Raw genomic sequence first — 25002 nt, 5'->3', positions numbered from 1 at the left:
CCGACATGAATACTACACAACCAATTTTGCATGTGCGCGACCTGCATGTGGCCTATGGCCGGGTGGAAGCGCTGTACGGCATCAGCCTCAAGGTCGGCGCCGGCGAGATCGCCACGGTGATCGGGCCCAACGGCGCCGGCAAGTCGACCATGATGAACGCCATCGCCGGCGTGCTGCCGGCCTACGCCCGCACCGCCGGCAAGGTGGAACTGCAAGGCGAGGACATCGCCACCGTGCCGGTGGAGGACCGGCTGGCGCGCGGCCTGTGCCTGGTGCCGGAGACCCGCGCGCTGTTCGCCACCATGCCGGTCGAGGACAACCTGCTACTGGGCAGCTACAGCCGCTACCGCGCCGGCGACCGCCACTACGCCGACCAGCTCGACATGGTGTACGAACTGTTCCCGCGCCTGAAGGAACGCCGCAAGCAGCAGGCCGGCACCCTGTCCGGCGGCGAGCGCCAGATGGTGGCGCTGGGCCGCGCGCTGATGGCCAAGCCGCGCCTGCTGATGCTGGACGAGCCCAGCCTCGGCCTGGCGCCGCGCATCGTCCAGGAAATCCTGCATATCGTGGCGCGGCTGAAGCAAACCGGCGTCGCCACCCTGCTGGTCGAGCAGAATGCCCGCGCCGCCCTGCAAGTGGCGGACTACGCCTACGTGCTGGAAACCGGCAACGTGGCGCTGGAAGGCCCGGCGCGCGAGCTGGCCGGCGATCCGCGCGTGATTGAAACCTATCTTGGCCTGTCGACCAAGGCCGCCTGACGCCCCTCACATCTGAATGGAATGACTATCATGACCGATCTGTTTGACAACCCCATGGGCCTGCAAGGCTTCGAATTCGTCGAATTCGCCTCGCCCACCCCGAACGTGCTGGAGCCCGTGTTCGAGATGCTCGGCTTCACGCTGGTCGCGCGGCACCGTTCCAAGGACGTGGTGCTGTACCGCCAGGGCGGCATCAACTTCATCGTCAACCGCGAGCCCAACAGCCCGGCCGCCTACTTCGCGGCCGAGCACGGCCCGTCGGCCTGCGGCATGGCGTTCCGCGTCAAGGACGCGCACCGCGCCTATGCGCGCGCGCTGCAACTGGGCGCGCAGCCGCTGGAGATCCCGACCGGGCCGATGGAGCTGCGCCTGCCGGCCATCAAGGGCATCGGCGGCGCGCCGCTGTACCTGATCGACCGCCACCAGGAAGGCCAGTCGATCTATGACATCGACTTCGGGTTCATCGCCGGCGTCGACCGCAACCCGCCGGGCGTCGGCCTGCGCCTGATCGACCACCTGACCCACAACGTCTATCGCGGCCGCATGTCGTACTGGGCCGGCTTCTACGAGAAGCTGTTCAATTTCCGCGAAATCCGCTACTTCGACATCTCGGGCGCATACACCGGCCTGACCTCCAAGGCCATGACCGCGCCGGACGGCAAGATCCGCATCCCGCTGAACGAGGAAGCCAAGCAAGGCGGCGGCCAGATCGAGGAATTCCTGATGCAGTTCAATGGCGAAGGCATCCAGCACATCGCGCTGCTGACCGATGACCTGACCGCCACGCTGGACCGCCTGCAGCTGGCCGGCGTGCCATTCCCGCCGCCACCGCCGGCCACCTACTACGACATGCTGGCCGAACGCCTGCCCGGCCACGGCGCAAACGTGCCGGAACTGCAAACGCGCGGCATCCTGCTGGACGGCTCGACCACCGGCGGCGCGCCGCGCCTGCTGCTGCAAGTGTTCTCGACGCCGATGCTGGGCCCGGTGTTCTTCGAGTTCATCCAGCGCAAGGGCGACGACGGCTTCGGCGAGGGCAATTTCAAGGCCCTGTTCGAGTCGCTGGAGCGCGACCAGATCAGCCGTGGCGTGCTGCAGACTGAGCGTGCTTGACGATAGCGAGCGAAAGCATTCGTCGCAATAAAACGGCGGGGCGATCGGAACGTCAGGATAGGGGGAGCCGGTGGCCCAGGTGAGCTTTGCTTCGCGTTCCTGGTCGGCAAACAGGCTGTGTTTGATCATCGGAATCAGGTAGGAGTCAGGTCGTCAATATCAGGCCAGAACTGGGTGGTTTTTCAAGGTGCCCTACAGACGAACTCTCGCAACAGCGGAAAAACAAGACGGAACTGCGGTTGTGTTAAATGTCGCGGCCGGTCCGGCCGGATTTCAGTCTGAACGGCGCGTCAGCCGGGTTTGGATTTGCGCCCGCCCGATGTGGCGCCTGCTTTAACGGCTTAAGAACGTGTTCACGATCTCCGAAGCAGTATCGCCAAGAAGGCCAGGTGGATGAACTGTAAGCTGGTGTTGAGCCACCGCTCGCAGTTCTTCCTTTGCGGTCCGTCACCTCGGCCGTCGTCACGGCAATGGCGTGGGGCAGCCCCTGCGTGCCCACACAGATGTGGCGTTTGATGCCAGACAACCTTCTTACCCGCGTCGTAGCCTTTGCTACCAGCCGTGTCCGTGTTCTTCACACTTTGCGCGTCAACGATCAGGAGCGTTGGCTTGGCGCTGCGCTCCAGTTTCTCGCGGGCCGCGCCAACCTGATTTTTTTAACGCCCGCTCCATTTCGCAAAGCATGCATGCACCGTCCTCCATTTCGGAAAATCCCTCGGCAACATCCTCCACGCTTTCTCACCCCGCAATTATCCGACTATTTGGCGAGATCGTGAACACGTTCTAAGCCGGTTTTTTATTCCACGGCACCTCCAATCCCAATTTCGGCGGTTCCGGCTTCCCCCCATGTGTTCGTTGTTTAACCGTGTCGCACCACCTAATCGTTCTATTGACTTATAGTTTATCGATAAATATAATATATTTATGTGATATAAAATAGGAATGCTTGACCATGAACCGACCCGTCCAGTTTGACCCAGCCACGATGCGCGCCGCAGCATCGCAGGCATGCGGCCTCCTGAAAGTGCTCGCCAACCCTGACCGACTGCTGCTGCTGTGCCAGCTTTCGCAAGGCCCTCTTTGCGTAAGCGAGCTTGAAACCATTTTGGGGATTCAACAGCCAACGCTTTCCCAACAACTCGGCGTGCTGCGCGACGAGGCGCTGGTGGCGACGCAGCGCGAAGGCAAGCAGATCTTCTACAGTATCGCCAGCAGCGACGCGATGGCCGTGATGCAAGTGCTATACCAACTGTATTGTGAAAAACCGAACGGAGCAACGTCACGATGATCGATTGGGTAAATTTCACGCCGTGGGCCTCGCTGGCCGGCGGCGCATTAATCGGCTTGGCTGCGGCGCTGCTCGTCCTGTTCAACGGCCGCATCGCTGGCATCAGCGGCATCGTGGGCGGCTTGCTGCAATTGCCGAAGGGCGACATTGCCTGGCGCGTCGCAATCCTGCTTGGCCTGATCGCCGCCCCCGCCGCGTACGACCTGTTCGCCCCGCTGCCGGCGGTGCAGGTCGACGCCGGCACTGCCACGCTAGTGGTGGCGGGCCTGCTGGTCGGCTTCGGCACGCGCTATGGTGCCGGCTGCACCAGCGGCCACGGCGTTTGCGGCCTGTCGCGACGCTCGCCGCGCTCGCTGGTGGCGACAGCGGCCTTCATGGCGGCAGGCTTCGTCACCGTTTTCATCGTTCGTCATATCATCGGATAGGGAGCACATCATGCACATCATCATGGCACTCGTTGTCGGCTTGGTCTTCGGCCTCGGCCTGATCGTCTCCGGCATGACCGATCCGTCCAAGGTCATCGGATTCCTCGACCTGACGGGCCGCTGGAATCCGTCGCTCGGTTTCGTCATGGGCGGGGCCATCCTGGTCGGACGGGTCGCGTTTCGCTTCGCCGCCGGGCGCGACAAGTCGCTGCTCGGCGACGTCATGCGACTGCCCACCGCAACTCAAATCGATCGCCGGCTGGTGTTGGGCGGGCTGGCCTTCGGTACCGGCTGGGGGTTGGCCGGTTACTGCCCCGGCCCGGTGCTGGCATCACTCGCAAGCGGCGGCAGCAAGCCATTCATTTTTGGCGCGGCAATGATGGTCGGCATGGGGATCTTCGAATTACTGGAACGCCTGCCGGTGCGCCGCAAGCAAGCCGCCTGAGGAGCAACGCCATGTTGATCGAGCTCGGACTTGGATTAGTGGTCGGCGTCATCCTTGCCCTTACCGGCGCCGGCGGCGGTATCCTGGCGGTGCCACTGCTGGTGTTCGGCATCGGGATGGGTGTCGCCCAAGCCGGCCCGATCGGCCTGCTGGCCGTCGGCATGGCAGCTGCCCTCGGCGCAGTGCTCGGACTGCGCGAGGGAATCGTGCGCTACCGCGCTGCCATGCTGATCGCCGCGTCCGGCATGCTGCTGGCGCCGCTCGGTTTGTGGTTGGCGCACCGGCTCGACAACCGCTGGCTCAGCGTTCTGTTCGCGATGATCCTGTTGCTGGTGGCGCTACGCACATTCCTCCAGGTGACGCGCCCGCCAGCCGCCGTCCCGGCCAATGTCCATTCCGCACATCCTTGCAAGCGCGATGGCGCAACCGGCCGTTTCATCTGGACCAGCAGTTGCGCGCGCGCGCTGGCGCTGTCGGGCACCGTTGCCGGCCTGCTTTCAGGTCTGCTTGGTGTCGACGGCGGCTTCGTCATGGTGCCCGCGTTGCAGCGCTACACGGACCTGGCAATGCGATCGGTGGTGACCACCTCGCTGGCGGTGATCGCCCTCGTCTCGGTAACCGGCGTCGTCACCAGCGCCGCAACTGGCGGCATGGCGTGGAGCGTGGCGATACCGTTTTCCGCCGGCGCCCTCGCTGGCATGCTCGGTGGCCGCATAGTTTCGGCTCGCCTGGAGGGCCCCCATCTTCAGATCGGCTTCGCCGCTGTATCGGCCGCGGTTGCCGTCGGCATGATCGTCAAGTCGGTATTGTGAAACTGTCTTTAACTTCGCCTCTTTGGAGATCCGCCATGAATATCAATCCTGTTCAACTGTTCGATGTCGAATCGTCGACCTTTACCTACATTCTCGTGGCCGACGACAACGAGTCGGCGGTTATCATCGACCCGGTCGAGCGCCACTGGGAGCGCGACTTGGCGCATCTTGAGCGGCTCGACCTCAAGCTTGCATACGTGCTGGAAACCCACGCTCATGCCGACCATGTGACGTCAGCGGGCAAGCTGCGCGAGCTCACCGGCGCCCAGGCCGCGGTTCCATCCGGCTGCGGCATCGCGCCGGCCGAGGTGCAGTTGAACGATGGCGACGTGATCCGCTTCGGTCCGCATGACCAGATCGAGGTGCTGCACACGCCTGGTCACACCGCAGGCAGCGTCAGCTATGTCTGGCGCGGCAACGTGTTCACCGGCGACACCTTGCTGATCGACGGCTGCGGTCGCACCGATTTCCAGAGCGGCAGTTCGGCTGCGCTGTTCGACAGCGTCGTCGGCAAGCTGTTCGCGCTGCCCGATGCCACACGCATGTGGCCTGGCCACGACTACAAGGGGCAGTCGGTGTCGACCATCGGATGGGAGAGGCGGCACAATGCCCGTCTCACCAATCGCAGCAAGGAAGATTTCGGCGTACTCATGGCGGCACTGAACCTGCCGAAGCCGAAGTTGATCGACATGGCCGTGCCCGCCAATCAAAACCTGGGGCTGCCGCATGGCGCATGACAATTATTTCAATGATCCGGTGCAAACCTGGGACGCGCGCTTTGGCGCCCCGGATTTTTTGTTTGGAACCGGGCCAAACGCTTTTCTGGCTAGCCCTCGCCGGCTGCTCGCTGCCGGTAAATCGGCCAGCCACAAACGGCCAAGTTATTTTGGACACGTTTTTTAATGCTACCGTAATCCGGCCAGGCTGCGTCACCGCGATGACTGGTTCGCTAGCCAGTGCTGGCCGCGCCGCGATCATTCAGATGGACCAGGTGACCCAACAGAATGCCGCGCTGGTGGAGGAAGCGGCCACCGCAGCGGATTCGATGCAGGAGCAGTCAAGACAGCTGGCGGTGGTGGTGGGTACCTTCAGGCTGCCGGAGGAAGCTGCCGCACAGCGCACCAGAGGGGTCGATGACCGCGGACGTGGCCTCGCCAACGTGAAGCGTCGATGAGTCCCGCCGATCAAATCGCTATGGAAGAGGCGGCGCTTGAGAGAAGCCGGCAGTTTATCGGACGAATCAGGTATCGGGATACAGACCATGAACGCGGCCGAACAAACGCGTCATGCCGAGGATGGCGTCGATATGGGGCGTCGGCACGCCAAGGTGCCGGCCCATGTCGCGCACGATGCCGACGATGCCATCGAGCTCCAGCGGCCGTCCGGCTTCCGCGTCTTGCAACATCGAGGTCTTGAACGCGCCCAGCTTTTCCGTCACAACGTGGCGATCTTCCGGTGTCTGCTGGATCTCAAGGCCGATGCGCGCGCCGATGTTCGCCGCCTCGTTCATGGCGGCGCTGCACAACTGCCGCACCAGCGGATCGGCCAGTACGCGGTCGCCGGTGGCGCCGGTGATGGCCGATAGCGGATTCATGGTCAGGTTACCCCACAATTTGTACCAGATGTCATAGCACACCCGCTCGGAGTGCGTGACATCGAAACCGGCATTGGTAAACAGCTCGGCCAACCGCTGCACCCGCGCGTCGCGTCCACCGGCCGGCAGGCCAATGACGAGCCCGCGCCCCATGTTGTGCTGTATCAGCCCCGGTTCCACGACCGACGCGCTGGCATGCACCACCGCCCCCACCAGTTGCCGCTGAGGGATGCAACGGGTGACCACGCCGCCCGGGTCCACACTGTCGAACGACATGGTGGCCAGGCCGGGAATCGCACCGGCAAACCACCAGGGCACGCCATTCATGGTGGGCAACACCAGGGTCTGCGGCCCGATGAAGGGCGCGACAGCTGCCGCCACGCCGGCCAGCGCCGGGCCTTTTACGGCTATCACCAGCAGGTCGGGCGTTCCCAATACGGCCATGTCGTCGCTGGCGCGCACCGGGGCCCGCAACAAGCCGTCGACGCTGCGAAGGCGCCAGCCATGCTGCCGCAAGGCTTGCAGCGTTTGCCCGCGAGCCAGCGCACAGACCTCCGCATCACCCGCCGCCGCCAGCCGGGCTCCGAACAGACCACCGATGGCGCCCGCTCCCGCAATGCAGACCTTCATCGAGCAGCACCTGTGCCCGCGTGCCTGAGATTCGCCCTGAAATGCGCGGGCACGCACCCATCGAAGCCCAGCTCGGCACAGCTGACCTCAAGCGTATCGGTGGACGCCTGGCCCAGGCTCACCGTGGTCCCAGCCGGTTCCGGAGCAAAACCGCCGCTCTCGACCGAGTAGCACCATTGACGGCGGATCTCGCCGGCGCATGCGACCGGCACAATGACAGTAGTGAGGTTCAGGCCAAGCGCACCTTGCCTGAAGAGGATGTTGGTTGATTTTGTTTTCATAGGAATCTTCTCGTGTTCACCAACGATAACCAACTGAAATGGTAAGTGTCGACTGAAGAATTTTTCTATTGGAATAACTTAAAGTTATCCGCGTCGGAAATCGGCGGCGTCGGCCGGAGAACGACGCCGCCAACCGCATTTTGAATCAAACACAGTCAGAAGGTATGGCGCAGGCCGGTCAACAGGCCGTTCTGCGTTTTCCCGGCGCCCACCGTGCCGCCGGCGTCCAGCGATACCGCCGCGGTGCCGCCATTCTTCATCCGGCCCAATGCAGCATAGACGGCGGTGCGTTTCGAGAAGTAATAGGTCAGCCGGCCAACCAGCATGGTCACGTCATTGGCGCTGTTTTTCTGGTCGCGATGGGCCAGCTGCGTGTCGAGCGTCACCACCGGCGTCAGCGGATAGCTGACGCCGAGGTAATACAGATCCGATTCGGTCAGCCCCGTGGCCGCGTGCGTGCTGCGGTCCATGACGCCACCGCCTATCTTGGCCTCTCCCGCCTTCACATAGCCGTTCAACATCACGCGCTTGTCGCTGTTATTGCTGCTGGTCAGGCCATTGGCCGCGCCCGTGTTGCCGTACATGATGTCATAGGCGACATTCAAGCCGTAGGACGGGGTTTCGTAACCCAGCAACCCGGTCACCTGCCGGCACGCTTTGGCGTTGCCCGCGACCTCGCCGCCGCAGTTGGTGGCGCCCGGACCGCCGGCCGACGAATTGTCGCGCCCGGTGCTGTAGGTGGCGCCGGCCACCACGTTATTGAAGCTGCCATAGTAGCCAATCGCGTTGTCGCTGCGGGCATTCGGGATGTAAGGATCGATGCTGCTGATCGAGAACAGGTTCGGTCCCAGTACATCCGACTTGAGCGTCGCCATGAAGGTCATATTGACCTGGCGGCCTATGGTGAGCGTGCCGAAGTCTCCTTTCAGGCCAAGCGAGGCCTGGCGGCCAAACAGGCGGTTGCCCTGGCTCAGGCCGCCGGTATCGAGCAGCAGGCCAGCTTCCAGCGTGAAGACCGCCTGCAAACCGCCGCCCAGGTCCTCGGTTCCGCGAAAACCGATGCGCGAAGGGAATGAGCCGGTCAGGCTCGGCATTTTGGTGATGGAATGGCCAGCGGCGTCGGCATTGGTCGTGTGCACGATGCCTTCGTCCAGCAGCCCGTAAACCGTCACCGTGCTTTGTGCCATGGCCTGGCCGGCGCTGATGACAGCCAGCGCTGCCGCCGCGCCTTGAATCGCATATTTCATAGTTGTCTCCCTTGTTATGTTTTGGAATTGCTGATAACGCCGCTTATTCGGCGTCGGGTTGGCGCGCGGGATGGGCTTGCGCGAATGCTTCCAGCTTCTGGCATTCGGCATCAATCGCCCGCAGCGTCGGGTAAGGCGCAAGATCGATGTTGAAGCGTTGCGCGTTGAACAGTTGCGGCACCAGGCAGCAGTCCGCCATGGTGGGCGTGTCGCCGAAACAGAAGCGGCCGCGTTGCGGTGCGCGCGCCAACTCCTGTTCCAGCGCATCCAGCCCGGCCTTGGTCCAGTGCGCGATCCACGCTTGCTTGACGTCGTCGGCCTGCCTCATCGGGCCGGAAAGGTATTTCAGCACGCGCAGGTTGTTGAGTGGATGGATATCGCAGGCCATCGCCAGCGACAACTGGCGCACGTAGGCACGATCGGCCGCCGTTGCGGGCAGTAGCGGATGTTGCGGGTATTGCTCATCCAGGTATTCGATGATCGCCAGCGACTGGCTGATGTCGACGCCCCGCTCACTCAGCACCGGCACCAGCCGCTGCGGGTTGAGCGCCGCGAATGGCGCCGCGAATTGTTCCCCGCCGTTGCGGTTCAGGTGCACCGGCGTATACTCGTAGGCCAGTCCTTTGAGGTTGAGCGCGATGCGGACGCGATATGCGGATGAACTGCGAAAATAATTATGGAGGACCCGTTCTGCCATGTTTAAACTCCAAGGTATTGATGAATGATTTCCGGCCTGGCGCGCAGTTGATCGGAATCGCCGTCCCACACCACGGCGCCCCGCTCCAGCACGTAGTGGCGATCGGCCAGCTTCAGCAGCGCGCCGATGTTCTTGTCGATCACGATTTGCGACAGTCCTTCTCGCTTCAATGCCGCCAGCGCGTTCCAGATTTCGGTGCGGATGATGGGCGCCAGCCCTTCGGTCGCCTCGTCCAGCACCAGTAGGCGCGGATTGGTCATCAGCGCGCGCCCGATCGCCAGCATCTGCTGCTCGCCGCCGGACAATTGCCAGCCAAGATTGGCGCGCCGCTCCTGCAGGCGCGGGAACAGGCGATACACGCGCTGCAAGGTCCAGGGCGCCAGCGGATTGCCGGCGCGCGGCGCGCGGGCGGTGGCCACCAGGTTTTCCTCCACCGTCAGGTCATGGAAAATCTGCCGTCCTTCCGGCACCAGCCCCAGGCCCAGCCGCGCGATCTGGTGCGATGCCATGCGCGCCAGCGGCTGGCCGCCAAACGCGATGCTTCCAGCCTTGGCGGTCAACAGGCCGAACAGGCACTTGATGGTGGTCGAGCGCCCCATGCCATTCCGCCCAAGCAGCGTGACGACCTGGCCGTCTTCCACCGCCATCGATACCCCGAACAGGGCCTGGGCATGGCCGTAGGCGGCCTGCAAGCCGTCGATATTCAACAAGGTGCTCATGCTTCGATGCCCTCCTCTCCCAGATAAACCGCCTTGACTTCGGGATGGTCGCGAATCTCATCCGGCGTACCGGTGAAGATCACCTTGCCGTACACCAGCACCGAGATGCGGTCGGCCAGCGCGAACACCGCGTCCATGTCGTGTTCGATCAGCAGGATGGCGTACTGGCCTTTGAGTCCCGCCAACATGCGCACCACGGCCTGCGACTCCTGCGCGCTCATGCCGGCCATCGGCTCGTCCAGCAGCAGGAATCTCGGCCTGGCGGCCAGCGCCATGGCCAGCTCCAGCTGGCGGCGCTGGCCGTACGCCAGATCACCGGCCAGGGTTTCCGACAACGCGGCCAGCCCGCAGGCAGCCAATGCCTCGTCGGCCTGTTGCGCGAGATCGCGGCGCCCCAGCAGCGGCTGCCAGAAGCGGAAACCATGTTCGCGCGCGCCCAGTGCCGCCAGGGTGGCGTTCTCGCGCACGGTAAATGGCTCGAAAATCGAGGTGATCTGGTACGAGCGCAGCAAGCCGCGGCGGGCGCGCTGGTCGATCCGCAATCCGGTCACGTCCTCGCCGTTGAAATGAATGGCGCCGCTGTTGGATGCCAGCTCGCCCGACAGCTGATTGATCAGCGTGGTCTTGCCGGCGCCGTTCGGGCCGATGATGGCGTGCAGCTCGCCCGGGCGGATATCCAGCGACACGTTATCGGTCACCAGGATGCCGCCATAGCGCTTGACCAGCGCCGAGGTCTGGAGCGCGCTCATGGGTGCTCTCCCGCCGGCAGCGCGGCCGTGGCAGGCGGTGGCACCGGCGTGCGGCGCACGACGCGCGTGCCCCAGCTCTCCAGCAGCCCAACAAGACCGGTCTTGCCCAGCACGCTGATCAGTACAATCGACAGCCCAAACACGGCCATCCAGTGCTCGGTCAGCATCTTCAGCAACTCCTCCAGTCCGAGGAAAGCCAGCGCCCCCAGCAAAGGGCCGGCCACCGTGCCGATACCGCCCAGCACGATCATCACGATCAGATCGCCGGACATCATCCAGGTCAGCGTCGACGGCGAGGCGAACGCGGTCAGGTTGGCCAGCAGCATGCCGGCCACGCCACACAGCACCGCCGACAGCACATACGCCGCCAACTGATAGCGCTTGCCACGCAGGCCGATGGCGTCGATGCGGCGCGGATTCTGGCGCGCGCCGCGCAGCACCATGCCGAACGGCGCCACCCGCAGGCGCGCCATCCACCACAGCACCAGCGCCAGCAGGCCGAAGGCCACCCAATACACCGTGCCGGCCTGGCCCAGGTCGGCGCCGAGGAACTTGCTGGTGGCGGCGATGGTGGTGCCATCGTCGCCACCGTACTGCTTGAGGCTGACAAACACGAAATAACCCATTTGCGCGAAGGCCAGCGTAATCATGATGAAGCCGATGCCGGAGGTGCGCAGGCTGACCGCGCCGGTCACCAGTCCCACCAGACCGCATACCGTTACGCAGCACAGCAGGTGCAGCCAGCCGTTATCGACGCCATGGAAGGCGGGAATCGCCACGCTGTAAGCGCCCAGTCCCAGGAACAAGGCATGGCCAAGGCTGACCAGGCCGCCAAAGCCCAGCGCCAGGTTGAGCGCGCTGGCCGCGATCGCATAAATCATGATCCGCGCGAAGAAGGCCAGGTAAAACGGCTGTTCGGCAAGCTGGGCGGCCAACGGCACCGCGGCCAGCGCCGCCATCAACAGCACGGGAACCAGCGTCGCTGGCTTGGATAATATGGAGGACATCAGTTTCTCCCGGCAGGGAACAGTCCCTGCGGACGGACGGCCAGTACCAGCGCCATCAACACATAAATCAGCATCGAGGCCAGCGCCGGACCGGCCGCATTGGCCACCTCGCGGCTGGCGACTTCGCGCAACAAGGATGGCAGGAAAGCGCGGCCCAGCGTGTCGGCCACGCCGACGATCAGCGCCGCATAAAAGGCGCCGCTGATCGAGCCGATGCCGCCGATGACGATCACCACCAGCGTGGTGATCAGCACCGGTTCGCCCATCCCCGACTGGATCGACAGGATAGGCGCCGCCATCACGCCGGCCAGGCCGGCCAGCGCCGAGCCCAGCGCGAACAGCAAGGCATTCAGCAACTTGATATCCACGCCCAGCGCGGCGACCATGCCCGGATTGGTGGCGCCGGCGCGGATCAGCATGCCGAGCCGGGTTTTATGCATCAGCAAATGCGCGCCCAAGGCCACCAGCAGGCCGACCACGATGATGGCGAAGCGGTACGACGGGTAGCTGATGCCGAGCAGGTCGACCGTGCTTTCCAGGAAAGCCGGCACCGGCAGGAAATACGGCTGCGGCCCCCAGACGATGCGCACCAGCTCGTTAAAGAACAGCACCATGCCAAAGGTGGCCAGCACATGGTCCAGGTGATCGCGCCGGTACAGCCGCGCAATCGCCAGCCGCTCCAGCACAAAACCCAGCGCCACGCAGCCGCCCACCCCGGCCAGCAAGGCCAGCCCGAACGACTCGGTGTGGGCGTAGGCGCTGGCCGCGAAATAGGCGCCCAGCATGTACAGCGAGCCGTGGGCCAGATTCACGAAGCTCATGATGCCGAACACCAGCGTCAGCCCGGCCGCCAGCAGGAACAACAGGACCCCGAGCTGCAAGCCATTCAGCAGCTGGGTCAATAGCAGACTCATGCTCATGATCCGCTCCGTCAAGGCAAGCGACACTGGGCGGCGTAGGCGTCGCGGTGCTGGGTCAGCGGTGTGCCGACGTTCTTCACCACCGCCGCGCCGCCCTCCTTCACCACCTGGAAGGCGTAATAGTTCTGGATCGGCAGATTGTTCTTGTTGAAGCTGAACGGTCCGCGCACCGAACGGAACTGGTCGCCGGAAGCCTTGACGGCCGCGGCCAGCGCGCGCTTGTCGCCAACCTTCCCTTGCAGCTTGCCGAGCGCGACATGCAACAGCCGGCCGGCGTCGTAGGCGGCCGCCGCATATTCGCTCGGCACACGCTTGTACTTTGCCGTGAAGGCGGCGACGAAGGCGCGATTCTCGGGATTGTCCAGCGCGGCGTCCCACATGGCGCCAAAGGTGGCACCGACGGCGGCGTCGCGCAGCGCCGGCATGGTGACGCCATCCACCGTGAACACGGAATAGTTGGGCAGCTTGGCCAGCATGCCGGCCTGGCTCAGCTGGCGGATATAGTTGACGCCCATGCCGCCCGGATAAAACGCGAACACGGCGTCCGGTTTGGCGGCTTGCAGCTGGGCGATTTCGGAAGAATAGTCGGACTGGCCAACCTGGGTGTAAACCTCGTCCACCACCTCGCCCTTGAAGTAGCGCTTGAAGCCGGCCAGCATGTCCTTGCCGGCCTGGTAGTTCGGCGCCATCAGGTAGACCCGCTTGATGCCCTTGTCCTGCACGTATTTGCCCATGCTTTCGGCGGCGCCATCATTCTGCCAGGCCACCGAGAAGATATTCGGCGCGCAGCTGGCGCCGGCCACCGGCGACGGTCCGGAATTGGTGAGGATGGCCACCGTGCCCGATTCGGTCAGGCTTTTCAGGCTGGCCATCATCACATTCGAGAAGCTCAGGCCGACGATGGCGTCGACCCGGTCTTTGTCGATCAGCTTGCGCACGGCCTGGCTGCCGATTTCCGGCTTGAGCTGGTCGTCTTCCTTGAACACCTGCACCGCCTGGCCGCCCAGCTTGCCGCCGGACTGTTCCAGCGCCAGCATGAAGCCATCCACCTGATCCTGTCCCACCACCGCCTGGCTGCCGGTCAGCGGCGCCATCAGCCCCAGCTTGACCTGCGCCATCGCACTGCCGCCGGCGCACAGCATGCCGCATACCGCCAGGGTTGCCCAACCGTTCTTCGTTTTCATCTTTTGTCTCCTGTTGATTTTTTAGTGGTTCAGATGTCGCCGAGGTCGACGTAGACGCGCCCGTTTTCAATCTTGACCGGGTAGGTCCGCAGGTCCACCGTCAGCGGGGCGCACATGGCTTTGCCGCTGCACACGTCAAACTTGCCCTGATGCAGAGGGCATTCGATTTCGCTGCCTTCCAGAAAACCATCGCTCAGGCGCGCGTGGCCGTGGGTGCAGATGTTGTCGGTGGCGTAGACCTGGCCGCCGACGCCGTAGAAGGCCAGCTCGCGGCCCTGTACCTCGACCGCCGTGACGTCCTCGTCCGGGACGGCGTCCTGCGCCAGCGCGTCTGTCCAAAGTTGTGTCGTCATGGCTGCCTCAGATTGGATAAATTAAAGAATTGGGGATCATCTCGGTGTCGTAGACGCACAGGCGCGAGGCCAGCCGCAGGCCGTCGGCGGTGCGGCGGACGCGGTCCAGATAGCGGCCGGCATTGAACACCGTGGTTTCCTGGCTCAGCTTGGTGCGGAACACCGTGTAATTGGTTTCGGTCACGATAAGATCGCCATCGTCGCTGACGATCAATGGCTGGCCGACCACGTGCCGCTGGTAGTACGGATCGTGGAACAGCGTTTCGCGGATGCCGTAGGCGCGATCGCGCAGCATGCCCTTGCTCAGCAGGGCCAGCGTGGCCAGCGGGAAGCCGCGCTCATGGTTCTCGCGCGGCTGCACCTTGTACTCGCAGTCGTCGGTGAACAGCGCGATCCAGCGCTCCCAGTCGTTGCTGTCGACCGCCGCGCTGTAGGCCGCATGCAGCTGGCAGATCTCAAAATAGGTTTGCGGTTGGCTCACGGTCATACCTCCATCACTTTGCGCCAGTAGTTGTACATGCCGCGTATCAGCGTCTCGGTGACCATGTGCTCGGTGTCCTCGCATTCCAGGCCGCCCAGTTCCGCCAGCGCGCGGTGGAACGGCTTCTGCTCGAAGCCCTGCTGCGAAAACTCGATCACCTCGCCGTCGTCGGCCGACACAAAGCCTGCCGGGCCGAACAGATTGGCCTGGATCAGGCGGCGCTGCGTCATTTCCTCGGTGTCGTCCTCGAAGCCGAAATGGGTCCAGACGAAATCGAAGGAACCCTCGCCGTTCGGCTGGATGTGGCGGGTCGACACGCTGTTGACCTGCTGCTGGAAGATCACGCTCGGGAACACCGTCATCATCACGGCGGTGGGGCCGCCCCACCATGGCTCAGGCACGATATCGAGCAGGCGCTTGTCCTCGATCTCCATGCTTTCCTTGAAGCTGGTCACGCCGGCGGTGACCTCGGCCTTCTGGCCGCCGCTGCCGCGGGTGGAGATCATGGCGGCGTGGCGGAAGTGCTCATCCATGCGCAACGCCGACTTGTTATCGGCGCGCCACAGGCCGTAGGTCACGAACCAGGTGTGCAGCAGGCCCGGATGATAAGGGTCCTTGATGTTTTCCTGCATCAGCTTCCAGTTGCCGGGAATGCGCTGGCGGTTGTAGCCCAGGATCTTCAGCTGCCGGCCATTCAACAAGCGGTCGAAGTACGACAGGATTTCCGGGCCGAGGAAGTCCTCCAGCGGTTCGACGTCATGATCGAACGAGGCGAACACCACGCCGCCCCGGGTGGCCACCTTCAGTCTGGTCAGGCCGTGATCCTCGGTCTTGAAATCCTTGGGCATGCCGCCGTTGACCTTGCCATCCTGCTTGACGCCCCGGCGGAACGGCACGCCCTGCAACTCCCCTTGCAGGTTGTAGTTCCACTGGTGATACGGGCAGACCAGCTCTTTGCGGTTGCCGTGACGCTCGCGGCAGAATTGCATGCCGCGATGGGCGCAGACATTTTCCACCACGGTGATGCCGCCGTCCTCGCGGCGCACCATCACCACCGAGCGCTCGCCGACCACGGTGCGCTTGAAGTCGCCGTGGTTGGGAATCTCGGCTTCCAGCCCGACATAGCACCAATGATTCTGGTAGAAAAAGCGCTCCAGTTCGCGCTTGTACAAATCGCTGTCGGTATAAGCCCAGAATGGAATCCGGCTGGAACCGGCCTGCTCCCATGCCGGCTTGATCGGAAAGACCGGATGCTTATTCATGATGTTTCCCTTTGCCGACCCGCACCACAATCTCGCCCAGGCCGGCGATGGCGCCGCGCATTTCGTCGCCGGCCACCACCGCGTTGACGCCCTCCGGCGTGCCGGTCATGATGATGTCGCCCGCCTCCAGCGTTTCATAGCGCGACAGATAGGCGATCGATTCCGCCACCGACCAGATCAGCTTGTCGATATCCGAGGACTGGCGCGGCGCGCCGTTCACGCTCAGCGTGATGGCGGCGTGCTGCGGATGGCCGATGGCGCTTGCCGCGTGCAGCGGGCCGATCGGCGCCGACTGCGAGAACGATTTGCCGAATTCCCACGGGCGGCCTTTGTCGCGCGCTTCCAGTTGCAGGTCGCGGCGCGTCATGTCCAGGCCCACCGCGTAGCCGTACACATGCTCCAGCGCCTGCTCCACCGGAATATCGGCGCCACCCTTGCCGATGGCGACCACCAATTCAATCTCGTGATGATAATTGGCGGTGTTGGGCGGATAGGCGATGGTGACGGCCTCGGCGCCGGCGCGCACCACGGCGTTGGCCGGCTTCATGAAGAAGAATGGCGCCTCGCGGGTTGGGTCCTTGCCCATTTCGATGGCGTGGGCGGCGTAATTGCGGCCCACGCAGAAGATGCGGTTGACCGGGAAGACGGCGTCCTGGCCGGAAATTTCAAGGGTGTTGATGGCCGCTGGCGGGATGGCGTATTGCATGGTTGGCTCCAATCGATGGTCGTTATGGGTGGTTATGCGTGGCATCAGCGCTTTTCTTCGCGCCACATGCCCAGCGCCTGCTGGACGGGACGGTCGGAGAAGCTGAAGAGGATGGTTTCGCTGCCGGCGGTCAGGGTCAGCGTGTACCACGGCGGCACGACGAACACGTCGTTCTCCGCAAAATGGAAGCTCTCCTCGCCGATCTGCGCGCTGCCCGCGCCCTCCAGGCAAACGTAGACCGTGCCATCGGTGCAGCGGTACGGCGCGGTCTTGAAGCCGGCCGGCAGCAGCTGGGCGTAGGCGCCGATGGTCGGCATGGGCGAGGCGCCGGTGGCCGGATTCACATAGCGCATCTTGTGGCCCAGATGGGGATCGGCCGGCCCGCCGGCGGCGATCGCGCTCAACGCCGCGCGCGTTTGCGCGTAGGGATAGACGAAGATCCTGGTCGGATCGCTGGCCTGCTGCTGAAAGTCCACCGGCAACAGATTGCTGCCATAGCGCGCCAGCGCATCGCCCTCGGGGCGCGTGGTGGCCTGGCTGGCGTGATCGCCATGCTCGTGGAAGCCGGTGTCGAAGAAACGCACCAGCGGGATATCCAGGCCGTCCAGCCACACCACCGGTTGATCGCCCGGGTTGCCGTGGTCATGCCAGGTCCAGGCCGGCGTGATGATGAAGTCGCCGCGATGCATGGTGGTGCGCTCGCCGTTGACGGCGGTGTAGGCGCCCTCGCCGTCCAGCACCAGCCGCAAGGCGGTCTGAGTGTGGCGATGGGCCGGCGCCACCTCGCCCGGCAATATCATCTGCAAGCCGGCGTACAGCGACTGCGTAATCGAGGACTGGCCGCGCAGCGCGGGATTTTCCAGAATCAGCACACGACGCACCGCCTCCTCGGCGGTGATCAGCTGGCCGGACGCCATCACATGTTCGCGCACGTCGGCGTAGCGCCACAGCGCCGGCACCTGTTTGGGACGGGGCGCATTCGGCACCAGCGTCCCCAGCACTTCCCACAAGGGCGTCAGGTGATACTGGTCGATGCGGCGGTAAAATTGTTCGCGCGCTGGATCGGGCGCCGCGGCGCTGGTAGTCGGGTTCATCTGGGTCTCCATCAGGTGGCACTGGCATAGAACGCGTCGGCATAGACGTGTTCCGGTTGAATTCCGCGCCGGCGCAGCAGCAGCGTGGCGGCATCGACCATGGGCGGGGCGCCGCACAGATAGGCGCGCCAGCCTTCGAGATTGGGCAAGTCTTCGGCCACGGCATCGGTGACCAAGCCGCGGCGGTAAGCGCCATCGCGCACGCCCATCGCGACAATAATCCGTACCCGCAGGTTGGAATGGCGTTGCGCCAGGCTGGCCAGCTCGTCGGCGCAGTAGATGTCGGCCGGCGAGCGCACGCCGAAGTACACATGGATCTCATTGCGCATGCCGGCCGCCAGCGCGCCGCGCAAGATGGACAGTACCGGCGCCAGCCCGGTGCCGCCGGCCACGCACAGCATCGGACCTTCATGCTTGCGGCGCAGATAGGCCGTGCCCATCGGACCGCTGACGCGCACGCTGTCGCCGACTTTCAGGCGCTCGGCGATATAGCCGGTCACACGGCCATCCGGCACCAGCCGGACGTGGAATTCCAGCAAATCGTCACTGTCCAGGCAGGCCATCGAATAAGGCCGGACGTGTTCGGGAGTGAATTGCAGCATCGCGTACTGGCCGGGCGAAAACGACAACGGCTTGGCGCTGCGCAGCACGATGCGCTTGATGTCGTGGGTGGCATCCTCGATGAAGACCACCTCGGCCTTCACGATCCGCGCCGGATGGGTGACGATCTCGTCGGGCTCGGGGACTTCGATCACGCAGCTTTCGTTCAGGGTGCTCATGCACGCCAGCACGTACTGGCCTTCGTTGGGGTTGGTGATCTTGGCTTCCTGCCCGGATTCCACCACCCGCCCTTCCAGCACCTTGCAGCGACAAGTGCCGCAACGGCCAGCCGTGCAGCTGTAGGAAATCGGGATATTGTGTTCGCGCAGGACCGCCAGCAGATTGTCGCCGGCGGTGACGGGCACGCTTTGGCCCAGCGGTTGTACGATCAGTTCCATCATGCGATCCATGTCTCGTCGTTCTATTTTTGACGAGTATAGGAACTGAGGTAATATAAATATATAGAATCTGGTGAATGAATAAAATCACTCAAATGAATATTACTTTATGGAACTAAAAGACGTCGACTTGAACTTGCTGCTGGTGTTCCATCAGCTGCTGATGGAACGGCGGGTGTCGGTGGTGGCGGAAAAGCTGGGCCTCAGCCAGCCGGCGGTCAGCAACGCCCTCAAGCGCCTGCGCCTGCTGCTGGGCGACGAGCTGTTCCAGCGCACTTCGAAGGGAATGGAGCCGACACCGTACGCCAACCAGCTGGCCGAACCGATCGCTTATGCCTTGAGCACCATCCACAGTTCGCTCAACGACAAGCAAAGCTTCGATCCGCTGACCAGCAATCGCAAGTTCACGCTGGGAGTGACCGACATCGGCGAGATTTACTTCCTGCCCAGGCTGATGGTCTTGCTGGCCACGGTGGCGCCGAACGTGACCATCAGCTCGGTGCGCAATACGGCGGTCAACCTGCGCGACGAGATGGAAACCGGCCACGTCGATCTGGCGATCGGCCTGTTACCGCAATTGAAGGCCGGCTTCTTCCAGCGCCGGCTGTTCCACCAGCAGTACGTGTGCATGTTCCGCGCCGGCCATGCGTTGGACAAGGCGGAAATGACGGTCGATGAATTCTGCGCGGCCGATCACGTGGTGGTGGTGGCGGCCGGCACCGGCCACGCCGACATGGACGCCACCATCGAGCGCAAAGGCATCAAGCGCAAGGTCAAGCTGACGGTGCCGCACTACGTGGCGGTCGGCCACATCATCGGCAGCACCGACATGATCACCAGCGTGCCGGAACGCTTTGCCCGTGCCTGCGTGCAGCCGTTCAAGCTGCGCTACGTGCCGCACCCGGTGGTCAGGACGCCGATCGACATCAATGTGTTCTGGCATGCGAAGTATCACCGCGACCCGGGCAACCAGTGGTTGCGCAGCCTGATCTTCGAGCATTTTTCCGATCAGGCCGATGCGGCCGCGTAGTGGCCGGGGAAGCGGCCAATCAGCGCGCAGCCTCCCGACGGAAAACACCTACGTGATTTGACTACAGCAGTTTAGGGATTACCCCATATCGCCCCTGCGGTCTCTTGGTTAAACTATTTTCAATATTATCAGGAGACGCATTTATGGGAATCGGCAAGCGCATGACATTGGGATTTGGCGTGGTGGTCGTGCTGTTGGCCGTGGTTGCCGTCCTCAGCGTGCTGCGCTTGAAAGAAAGCGCCAGGATGTCCGACGAGATCGTCAACGACCGTCACGTCAAGGCCATGCTGGCATTGCAGGTCAAGAGCGATGTCAATGAGATGGCGCGCAATCTGCGCAACGCCTCGCTGGCCCGGGTGCCCGAGGACAGGAAAAAATTCCTCGACAAGCTGCGCGCGGCCAACGAGAGCACCAGCCGCCACCTCGCTGAACTCGACAAGATGATCAACACCGCGCGGGCGCGGCAAATCTACACCCAGATAACGGCGGCGCGCAACGCCAACACCGATGTCTCCGAACGCATCGTCAAACTGATCGAGGGCGGCACGCCGGAACAGGCGATCGACCTGTTATTCAGCGAAGGCGTGCCGCGGCAGAACGCCTATTTCACCGAGCTCGATACCATGGTTTCCTTCCAGGAGTCGCTGATGACCGAGATCGGCAACAAGCTGATCGAACGGGCCGAGTCCGGGGCCGTCCTGGTGAGCATCATCTCGGTGCTTGCCGGCCTGCTGGCCGTCGGTGTTGGCGCGGTGATCATCCGCAAGCTGCTGAAGGAACTGGGCGGCGAGCCGGCCTACGCCGTCGAGATCGTGAAGCGCATCGCGTCGCGCGATCTGAGCATGACGGTGGCGACCCGGCCGAACGACCACGACAGCATGCTGGCGGCGATGCGAAGCATGCGCCAGGACCTGGCCGGCGCCGTCGCCGAGATTCGCGGCGGCAGCGAAGCCATCGCCGTCGCCTCCCAGCAGATCGCATCCGGCAACGCCGACCTCTCCGCGCGCACCGAGGAGCAGGCCGGCTCGCTGGAGGAAACCGCCGCCTCGATGGACGAACTGACCGCCACCGTCCGGCACAATGCCGAGAACGCGCAGCAGGCCAACCAGCTGGCCGTGGAAGCCTCCGCGCTGGCCCGCAAGAGCGGCGCGGTGGTGGCCGAGGTGGAACAGACCATGGGCGCCATCAACGCGTCTTCGCGGCAGATCGCCGACATCATCGGCGTCATCGACGGCATCGCCTTCCAGACCAATATTTTGGCGCTGAACGCCGCCGTGGAAGCGGCGCGCGCCGGTGAGCAGGGACGCGGCTTCGCCGTGGTCGCCTCCGAGGTGCGTACCCTGGCCCAGCGCAGCGCGGCGGCGGCCAAACAAATCAAGACCCTGATCGATGATTCGGTCATCAGCATCAACGCCGGCAACACACTGGTTGAACAAGCCGGGGCCAGCACGCGCGAGGTGGAGGGCGCGATCCAGCGCGTCACCCATCTCATGGGCGAGATCAGCGTGGCCTGCCAGGAGCAGACCGCCGGCATCGACCAGGTCAACCAGGCCATCTCGCAGATGGATCAGGCGACGCAGCAAAACGCCGCCCTGGTGGAGGAGTCGGCGGCGGCGTCCGAGTCGCTCAGGGAGCAGGCCGGCAAACTGGCGCGGGTGGTCAACCAGTTCAAGCTGGCCGACGGCGGTGCGGCGACCACGCCACGCGCGGCTGCGGGGCGGTTGCTGGCCCTGCCCCGCCACGCCAGCACCTAGCCTCGCTCATTTTTGCGACAGCACCTCCGCCAGCTGGCGCTGCGTGGTGGCGGGCGGGATTTTGGGGTTGTTGAAGTAGTCGGCCACGATATCGATCCAGCCCTGCGACATTTGCGGCGGCATCAACATGGATTGCGCGAACACCTGGCCGTGCTCGCGCGAAATCAGATCCAGGCCGATCTTGCCGCAGGTGTCGAGATGGCTGCGCTGGATATCGGTCCGTGGCGGTATCGATCCCTTGATACGGTTGAATGCCAGCTGGTGGTTGACATTCATGAGCTGGCGCGCGAACAGCCGCTGGGAGCGACGCACCTGTTCGTTGTTGGAGACCGGGAACGCGAAAGCGTCGATCACGACAAAATAGATCGAATTCGTCCCCGGCGCCAGGCTGCACCGGAAATCCTTGTCGACTTTCAGGCCGGCCTGTTCCAGCTCGCCCTTGGCGTAGTCGCCCATGAACTGCATGGCGGCCCGACCACGCCCGACCGAGAGCGTAGCGTCGACCCAGGTCTTGCCACCCCGGGCCGGATCGACAAAAGCGCTTAAGCGCCGCAGGATGTCCAGCGCCTTGAGCATCGCCGGCTCCATGGCGGCATTCGAATCGCCGCCGGCCAGCAAGCGGTTATAGCCGTCGGGGCCGTAGACGGCATACACAATGTCATTGAACAGCAGGGAGATTTCCCACGCGCCCGATCCGAGCGCGATGGGGGTGTAGCCGGCCTGCTTGATTTTGGCGGCGCTGGCCAGCACGCCGTCCCAGCTTGTCGGCACCGGCAGTTTCAACTGATCGAAGATCTGCTTGTTGGTCCAGACCCAGTTTTCGGCATGGATATCGACCGGCGCGAAATAAATGTGCCCCTTGTAGCTGATGTGATTCACCAGGTTCTTGGGCAGGAAATCGCGCCAGTGGTCGGCGGCCGCGACATCCTCGATATCCTGGATCACCCCCATCGACGCCAGCTCCATGCTTTCCCGATTGGCGTTCCACTGGATCACCGCCGGCGGATAGCCGTTGGCGATCATGTCGGTGGCCATGTTCACTTCGGCCAGCTTGTTTTTCGAAGGGAGATCGAACCATTTGCCGCCCAAGCCTTGCCAGGCATTGCGATAGACGTCGAGGGCCTTGCGCTCGCTGGGCGAAACCCAGTAATGCGCGACCTCCACCGACGGCGCGGATGGCTGCTGGGCGCGGGCAAGTGGCATGCAACAGATCGCCAGCATCAAGGTCGCGCGGGCTGCGCGCATGGAGGATCTGCGTGTGCTCATGGTCTTCCTCGTCATGAGATGGCCAGGGCGGACGCCAGGCCTGGCGTGGCGACCTCGAATGGCAGCGGTTGTGCAAAGAAATAGCCCTGCGCAATGGCGCAGCCGGCCTGCTGCAAGAACAGCACCTGCTCTTCCGTCTCCACGCCCTCGGCGACGCAGCGCTTGCCGAGATTGGCGGCGAGATTGATCATGGCCTTGATGATCTGCTCCGATTTGACGTCCTTGCCGATTTCGGACACGAAGCTGCGGTCGATTTTGATGTCATCGAAATGGAAATTCCTGAGATTGGTCAGCGAGGCGAAACCGGTGCCGAAATCGTCGAGGGCGATCGACACGCCCCGATCACGCAGCTTGAGCACGGTCGCCAGGATTTGCTTGGCATATTTGTTCACGAACACGTCTTCGGTGATTTCGATCGCGAGATCGTGCCATTCGATCGCGTGGCGCTGCACCGCGTTGCTCAGCATGGTGTAGCCGGCATCGGAAATGAGGGTGGTTTCCGGCAGATTGATGGCCACGCTGCCAAACTCCAGGCCGGCATCACGCCAAACGCGGATATCGTGCGCCACCCGGTTCACGACAATCTCCGTCATCGCTGTCATCAAGGGCGCCGTGTCCAGCAGATGCAGGAAGCGTCCCGGCAGCAGAATGCCTAACTGCGGATGGCGCCAGCGCACCAGCGCTTCAAACGCCAGGTGCCGGCCGGTCCGGATGTCGATCTTGGGCTGGTAATACACCAGGAACTCGCCCTCCTCCACCGCCTGGTACAGGCCGGCGCGCAGCTGGCTTTCCGCCAGGCGGTCGGCCATGAGCGCCGCGTTGAAAATGACCTGGCTGTTGCGCTCTGTTTTGGCGGCATACAGCGCCAGATCGGCGCAGCGGATGAGGGCCTTGCCATCGGCGCCGTGATCAGGGAAGATGGCGCCGCCGATACTGGCACAGATGCGGTGGGTGTGCCCTTCGAAGGCGAACGACACGGCCAGCTGCGCGCGTACGCGCGCGACCAGCGCCTCGACCGCCGCGTTATCCGCAAGACCGGGCGCCAGGATCGCGAACTCATCGCCGCCCAGCCGCGCCGCGACCGCGCCGGCCACCAGGCTGGCGGCGATGCGCTGCGCCACCTCGACCAACAGCCGGTCGCCGGTCTGATGGCCGAAGGTGTCGTTGACGGCCTTGAAATCATCCAGATCAATCAACAGCAGCGCGAAGGGGGCCGGGGCCGGATCGCCGTCACCCGTATGGACGGACTGGACCAGCCGGCTCAGCTGTTGATTGAACGAGCGGCGATTGCACAGGCCGGTCAGACTGTCTTTGTTGACCAGCACCGAGAGTTCGCGCTCGAAGGCTTCCTTCTTGGTGTTCTCGGTGCGCAGCTTCCTGAGCAGCGGCAGAATCACCAGCGCGCCGACCAGGCAGAGCGCGACCAGCAGCGACAGGATCAGCAAGGCACTGATGCGCTTGGCCGCGACGATGCTCTCCTGGCTCTTGCCGAACGACTGCGCCACCTCCAGTTGAAAGCCGCGCATGATGGCGCCGTCGGAGGCGGCGGCGAAATCAATCGGTCCCCAAAACGAATAATGCCGGCTGCGGATGTCATTGCTGAACTTGCCCAGTTTTTCGGCCCGGTCGATGAAGCTGCCGAGACGAAGATCGAGGTCGCTCGGCTTGGTGTCCTTGTCAAGCTGGAGACGCAGACGGTATAGCTGGGCGCTGGTGTCGCGGATTTTGGCGATTTGCTGATTGAGGTCGTCAATCATGTGGTTCAGCACGTTGTCTGGAACCACGTCGGTGGTAGAGCCGCGCATCAATGCCCGCGCGGTCCCCTTGAGCTGCTGGAATTCGATGAATTGGTTACTGGTGAGGAAGCTGATGCTCTGCTGTACCGAATGCCGTTCAAGCACCACCTGCATCGCGGCATAAATCATCAGCACGATGACGATCACCGCAACCAGTGTGCCCAGGTAGTAACGGGAGATGGACTTGATATGCCGATCCAGCGGGATATAGTCCGTTTTATTGGAATCTCCGGGGCTCATGGTTCATCCCTGCCAGCGCACGGCCAGTCTTATATTGCAAATAAGAAATTATAGTAATTTCAGAGCAATATCACTATCAGGAAATCCTGATTTCCGGGTCAGGAAAGTGGCGGACCAAGAGGCCAGCCGACGCGGCCGCGTGTCTGAGAAAGA

The 25002-nt window shown here is 63.5% G+C and carries 27 protein-coding genes and 1 pseudogene; 10 read left to right on the top strand and 18 right to left on the bottom strand.

Annotation, left to right across the window (positions count from 1 at the left end; genetic code table 11):
• Positions 1-5: 5 nt before the first annotated feature.
• Positions 6-758: an ABC transporter ATP-binding protein gene (locus tag GM676_RS00155; RefSeq protein WP_155461359.1), complete on the top strand. Its 753-nt coding sequence runs from the start codon at positions 6-8 to the stop codon at positions 756-758.
• 30 nt (positions 759-788) lie between these two features.
• On the top strand, positions 789-1871 hold the full coding sequence (hppD, locus tag GM676_RS00150) for a 4-hydroxyphenylpyruvate dioxygenase (RefSeq protein ID WP_155461358.1): 1083 nt from the start codon (positions 789-791) through the stop codon (positions 1869-1871).
• A 433-nt stretch (positions 1872-2304) separates the two neighbouring features.
• Here the strand turns inward: hppD and GM676_RS00145 are convergent.
• Positions 2305-2620 (bottom strand): annotated as a pseudogene (locus GM676_RS00145) (transposase); the annotation flags it as partial.
• Between the two features lie 203 nt (positions 2621-2823).
• On the opposite strand from GM676_RS00145, the gene GM676_RS00140 reads away from it, so the two are divergent.
• The 6 genes from GM676_RS00140 to GM676_RS00115 all read left to right on the top strand — a co-directional run bounded on the left by GM676_RS00140 (position 2824) and on the right by GM676_RS00115 (position 6015).
• Positions 2824-3159 (top strand): ArsR/SmtB family transcription factor, encoded by a 336-nt coding sequence (locus GM676_RS00140; protein ID WP_211923118.1) that lies wholly within the window; start codon positions 2824-2826, stop codon positions 3157-3159.
• Positions 3156-3584, top strand: coding sequence for a YeeE/YedE family protein (locus GM676_RS00135; RefSeq protein ID WP_155461357.1), 429 nt, complete (start codon positions 3156-3158; stop codon positions 3582-3584). The genes GM676_RS00140 and GM676_RS00135 overlap by 4 nt, the downstream gene beginning before the upstream one ends.
• Positions 3585-3594: 10 nt before the next feature.
• Complete coding sequence (locus GM676_RS00130; protein WP_155461356.1) at positions 3595-4029, top strand: YeeE/YedE family protein; 435 nt, start codon at positions 3595-3597, stop codon at positions 4027-4029.
• Positions 4030-4040: 11 nt separating this feature from the next.
• Complete coding sequence (locus GM676_RS00125) at positions 4041-4841, top strand: sulfite exporter TauE/SafE family protein (protein WP_155461355.1); 801 nt, start codon at positions 4041-4043, stop codon at positions 4839-4841.
• Between the two features lie 35 nt (positions 4842-4876).
• Positions 4877-5578: an MBL fold metallo-hydrolase gene (locus GM676_RS00120; protein WP_155461354.1), complete on the top strand. Its 702-nt coding sequence runs from the start codon at positions 4877-4879 to the stop codon at positions 5576-5578.
• Between the two features lie 200 nt (positions 5579-5778).
• The gene (locus GM676_RS00115; protein ID WP_371866044.1) at positions 5779-6015 is read left to right on the top strand and encodes a hypothetical protein; all 237 of its coding nucleotides are present in this window, start codon (positions 5779-5781) and stop codon (positions 6013-6015) included.
• Between the two features lie 66 nt (positions 6016-6081).
• Here GM676_RS00115 and GM676_RS00110 read toward each other — a convergent pair whose 3' ends face one another.
• The 15 genes from GM676_RS00110 to GM676_RS00040 all read right to left on the bottom strand — a co-directional run bounded on the left by GM676_RS00110 (position 6082) and on the right by GM676_RS00040 (position 18763).
• A complete protein-coding gene (locus GM676_RS00110) occupies positions 6082-7065 on the bottom strand; it encodes a 2-dehydropantoate 2-reductase (protein WP_155461353.1) in 984 nt (327 codons plus the stop codon).
• A complete protein-coding gene (locus GM676_RS00105; protein ID WP_155461352.1) occupies positions 7062-7346 on the bottom strand; it encodes a hypothetical protein in 285 nt (94 codons plus the stop codon). Before GM676_RS00105 ends, GM676_RS00110 begins: the two co-directional genes overlap by 4 nt.
• A 155-nt stretch (positions 7347-7501) precedes the next feature.
• A complete protein-coding gene (locus tag GM676_RS00100; protein ID WP_155461351.1) occupies positions 7502-8593 on the bottom strand; it encodes a porin in 1092 nt (363 codons plus the stop codon).
• A gap of 43 nt (positions 8594-8636) precedes the next feature.
• Positions 8637-9290, bottom strand: a complete 654-nt coding sequence (gene maiA, locus GM676_RS00095) for a maleylacetoacetate isomerase (protein WP_155461350.1) — start codon at positions 9288-9290, stop codon at positions 8637-8639.
• A gap of 2 nt (positions 9291-9292) precedes the next feature.
• A complete protein-coding gene (locus tag GM676_RS00090; RefSeq protein ID WP_155461349.1) occupies positions 9293-10009 on the bottom strand; it encodes an ABC transporter ATP-binding protein in 717 nt (238 codons plus the stop codon).
• The gene (locus GM676_RS00085; protein ID WP_155461348.1) at positions 10006-10758 is read right to left on the bottom strand and encodes an ABC transporter ATP-binding protein; all 753 of its coding nucleotides are present in this window, start codon (positions 10756-10758) and stop codon (positions 10006-10008) included. Before GM676_RS00085 ends, GM676_RS00090 begins: the two co-directional genes overlap by 4 nt.
• On the bottom strand, positions 10755-11765 hold the full coding sequence (locus tag GM676_RS00080) for a branched-chain amino acid ABC transporter permease (protein ID WP_155461347.1): 1011 nt from the start codon (positions 11763-11765) through the stop codon (positions 10755-10757). The genes GM676_RS00085 and GM676_RS00080 overlap by 4 nt, the downstream gene beginning before the upstream one ends.
• On the bottom strand, positions 11765-12685 hold the full coding sequence (locus tag GM676_RS00075) for a branched-chain amino acid ABC transporter permease (protein WP_155461346.1): 921 nt from the start codon (positions 12683-12685) through the stop codon (positions 11765-11767). The genes GM676_RS00080 and GM676_RS00075 overlap by 1 nt, the downstream gene beginning before the upstream one ends.
• 11 nt (positions 12686-12696) lie before the next feature.
• Positions 12697-13869, bottom strand: coding sequence for an ABC transporter substrate-binding protein (locus GM676_RS00070; protein WP_155461345.1), 1173 nt, complete (start codon positions 13867-13869; stop codon positions 12697-12699).
• Between the two features lie 29 nt (positions 13870-13898).
• Entirely contained in the window at positions 13899-14222 is a 324-nt protein-coding gene (locus GM676_RS00065) for a non-heme iron oxygenase ferredoxin subunit (RefSeq protein ID WP_155461344.1), read from the bottom strand.
• A 7-nt stretch (positions 14223-14229) separates the two neighbouring features.
• Positions 14230-14709 carry an aromatic-ring-hydroxylating dioxygenase subunit beta gene (locus GM676_RS00060; RefSeq protein ID WP_155461343.1) on the bottom strand — a complete coding sequence of 160 codons (480 nt, stop codon included), beginning with the start codon at positions 14707-14709 and terminating at the stop codon, positions 14230-14232.
• Positions 14706-15965 (bottom strand): aromatic ring-hydroxylating dioxygenase subunit alpha, encoded by a 1260-nt coding sequence (locus GM676_RS00055; protein WP_155461342.1) that lies wholly within the window; start codon positions 15963-15965, stop codon positions 14706-14708. Before GM676_RS00055 ends, GM676_RS00060 begins: the two co-directional genes overlap by 4 nt.
• Complete coding sequence (locus GM676_RS00050; RefSeq protein ID WP_155461341.1) at positions 15958-16671, bottom strand: fumarylacetoacetate hydrolase family protein; 714 nt, start codon at positions 16669-16671, stop codon at positions 15958-15960. The genes GM676_RS00055 and GM676_RS00050 overlap by 8 nt, the downstream gene beginning before the upstream one ends.
• A gap of 44 nt (positions 16672-16715) precedes the next feature.
• Positions 16716-17765 carry a gentisate 1,2-dioxygenase gene (gene gtdA / locus GM676_RS00045; protein WP_155461340.1) on the bottom strand — a complete coding sequence of 350 codons (1050 nt, stop codon included), beginning with the start codon at positions 17763-17765 and terminating at the stop codon, positions 16716-16718.
• An 11-nt stretch (positions 17766-17776) separates the two neighbouring features.
• A complete protein-coding gene (locus GM676_RS00040) occupies positions 17777-18763 on the bottom strand; it encodes a 2Fe-2S iron-sulfur cluster-binding protein (protein WP_155461339.1) in 987 nt (328 codons plus the stop codon).
• Between the two features lie 109 nt (positions 18764-18872).
• Here GM676_RS00040 and GM676_RS00035 point away from each other — a divergent pair, with 109 nt between their 5' ends.
• Positions 18873-19793 (top strand): LysR family transcriptional regulator, encoded by a 921-nt coding sequence (locus GM676_RS00035; RefSeq protein ID WP_155461338.1) that lies wholly within the window; start codon positions 18873-18875, stop codon positions 19791-19793.
• 143 nt (positions 19794-19936) lie between these two features.
• A complete protein-coding gene (locus GM676_RS32715; protein ID WP_155461337.1) occupies positions 19937-21547 on the top strand; it encodes a methyl-accepting chemotaxis protein in 1611 nt (536 codons plus the stop codon).
• A 6-nt stretch (positions 21548-21553) separates the two neighbouring features.
• Here GM676_RS32715 and GM676_RS00025 read toward each other — a convergent pair whose 3' ends face one another.
• Both GM676_RS00025 and GM676_RS00020 read right to left on the bottom strand, forming a co-directional pair.
• Positions 21554-22813, bottom strand: coding sequence for an ABC transporter substrate-binding protein (locus tag GM676_RS00025; RefSeq protein ID WP_229262465.1), 1260 nt, complete (start codon positions 22811-22813; stop codon positions 21554-21556).
• An 11-nt stretch (positions 22814-22824) separates the two neighbouring features.
• A complete protein-coding gene (locus GM676_RS00020) occupies positions 22825-24849 on the bottom strand; it encodes a putative bifunctional diguanylate cyclase/phosphodiesterase (protein WP_155461336.1) in 2025 nt (674 codons plus the stop codon).
• Between the last annotated feature and the right edge of the window lie 153 nt (positions 24850-25002).

This window comes from Duganella radicis, from assembly GCF_009720825.1.
Taxonomy (GTDB): Bacteria; Pseudomonadota; Gammaproteobacteria; order Burkholderiales; family Burkholderiaceae_D; genus Rugamonas; species Rugamonas radicis.
The sequence above is the reverse complement of the archived record's forward strand: the minus strand, read 5'-3'. Positions and strand labels throughout refer to the sequence as shown.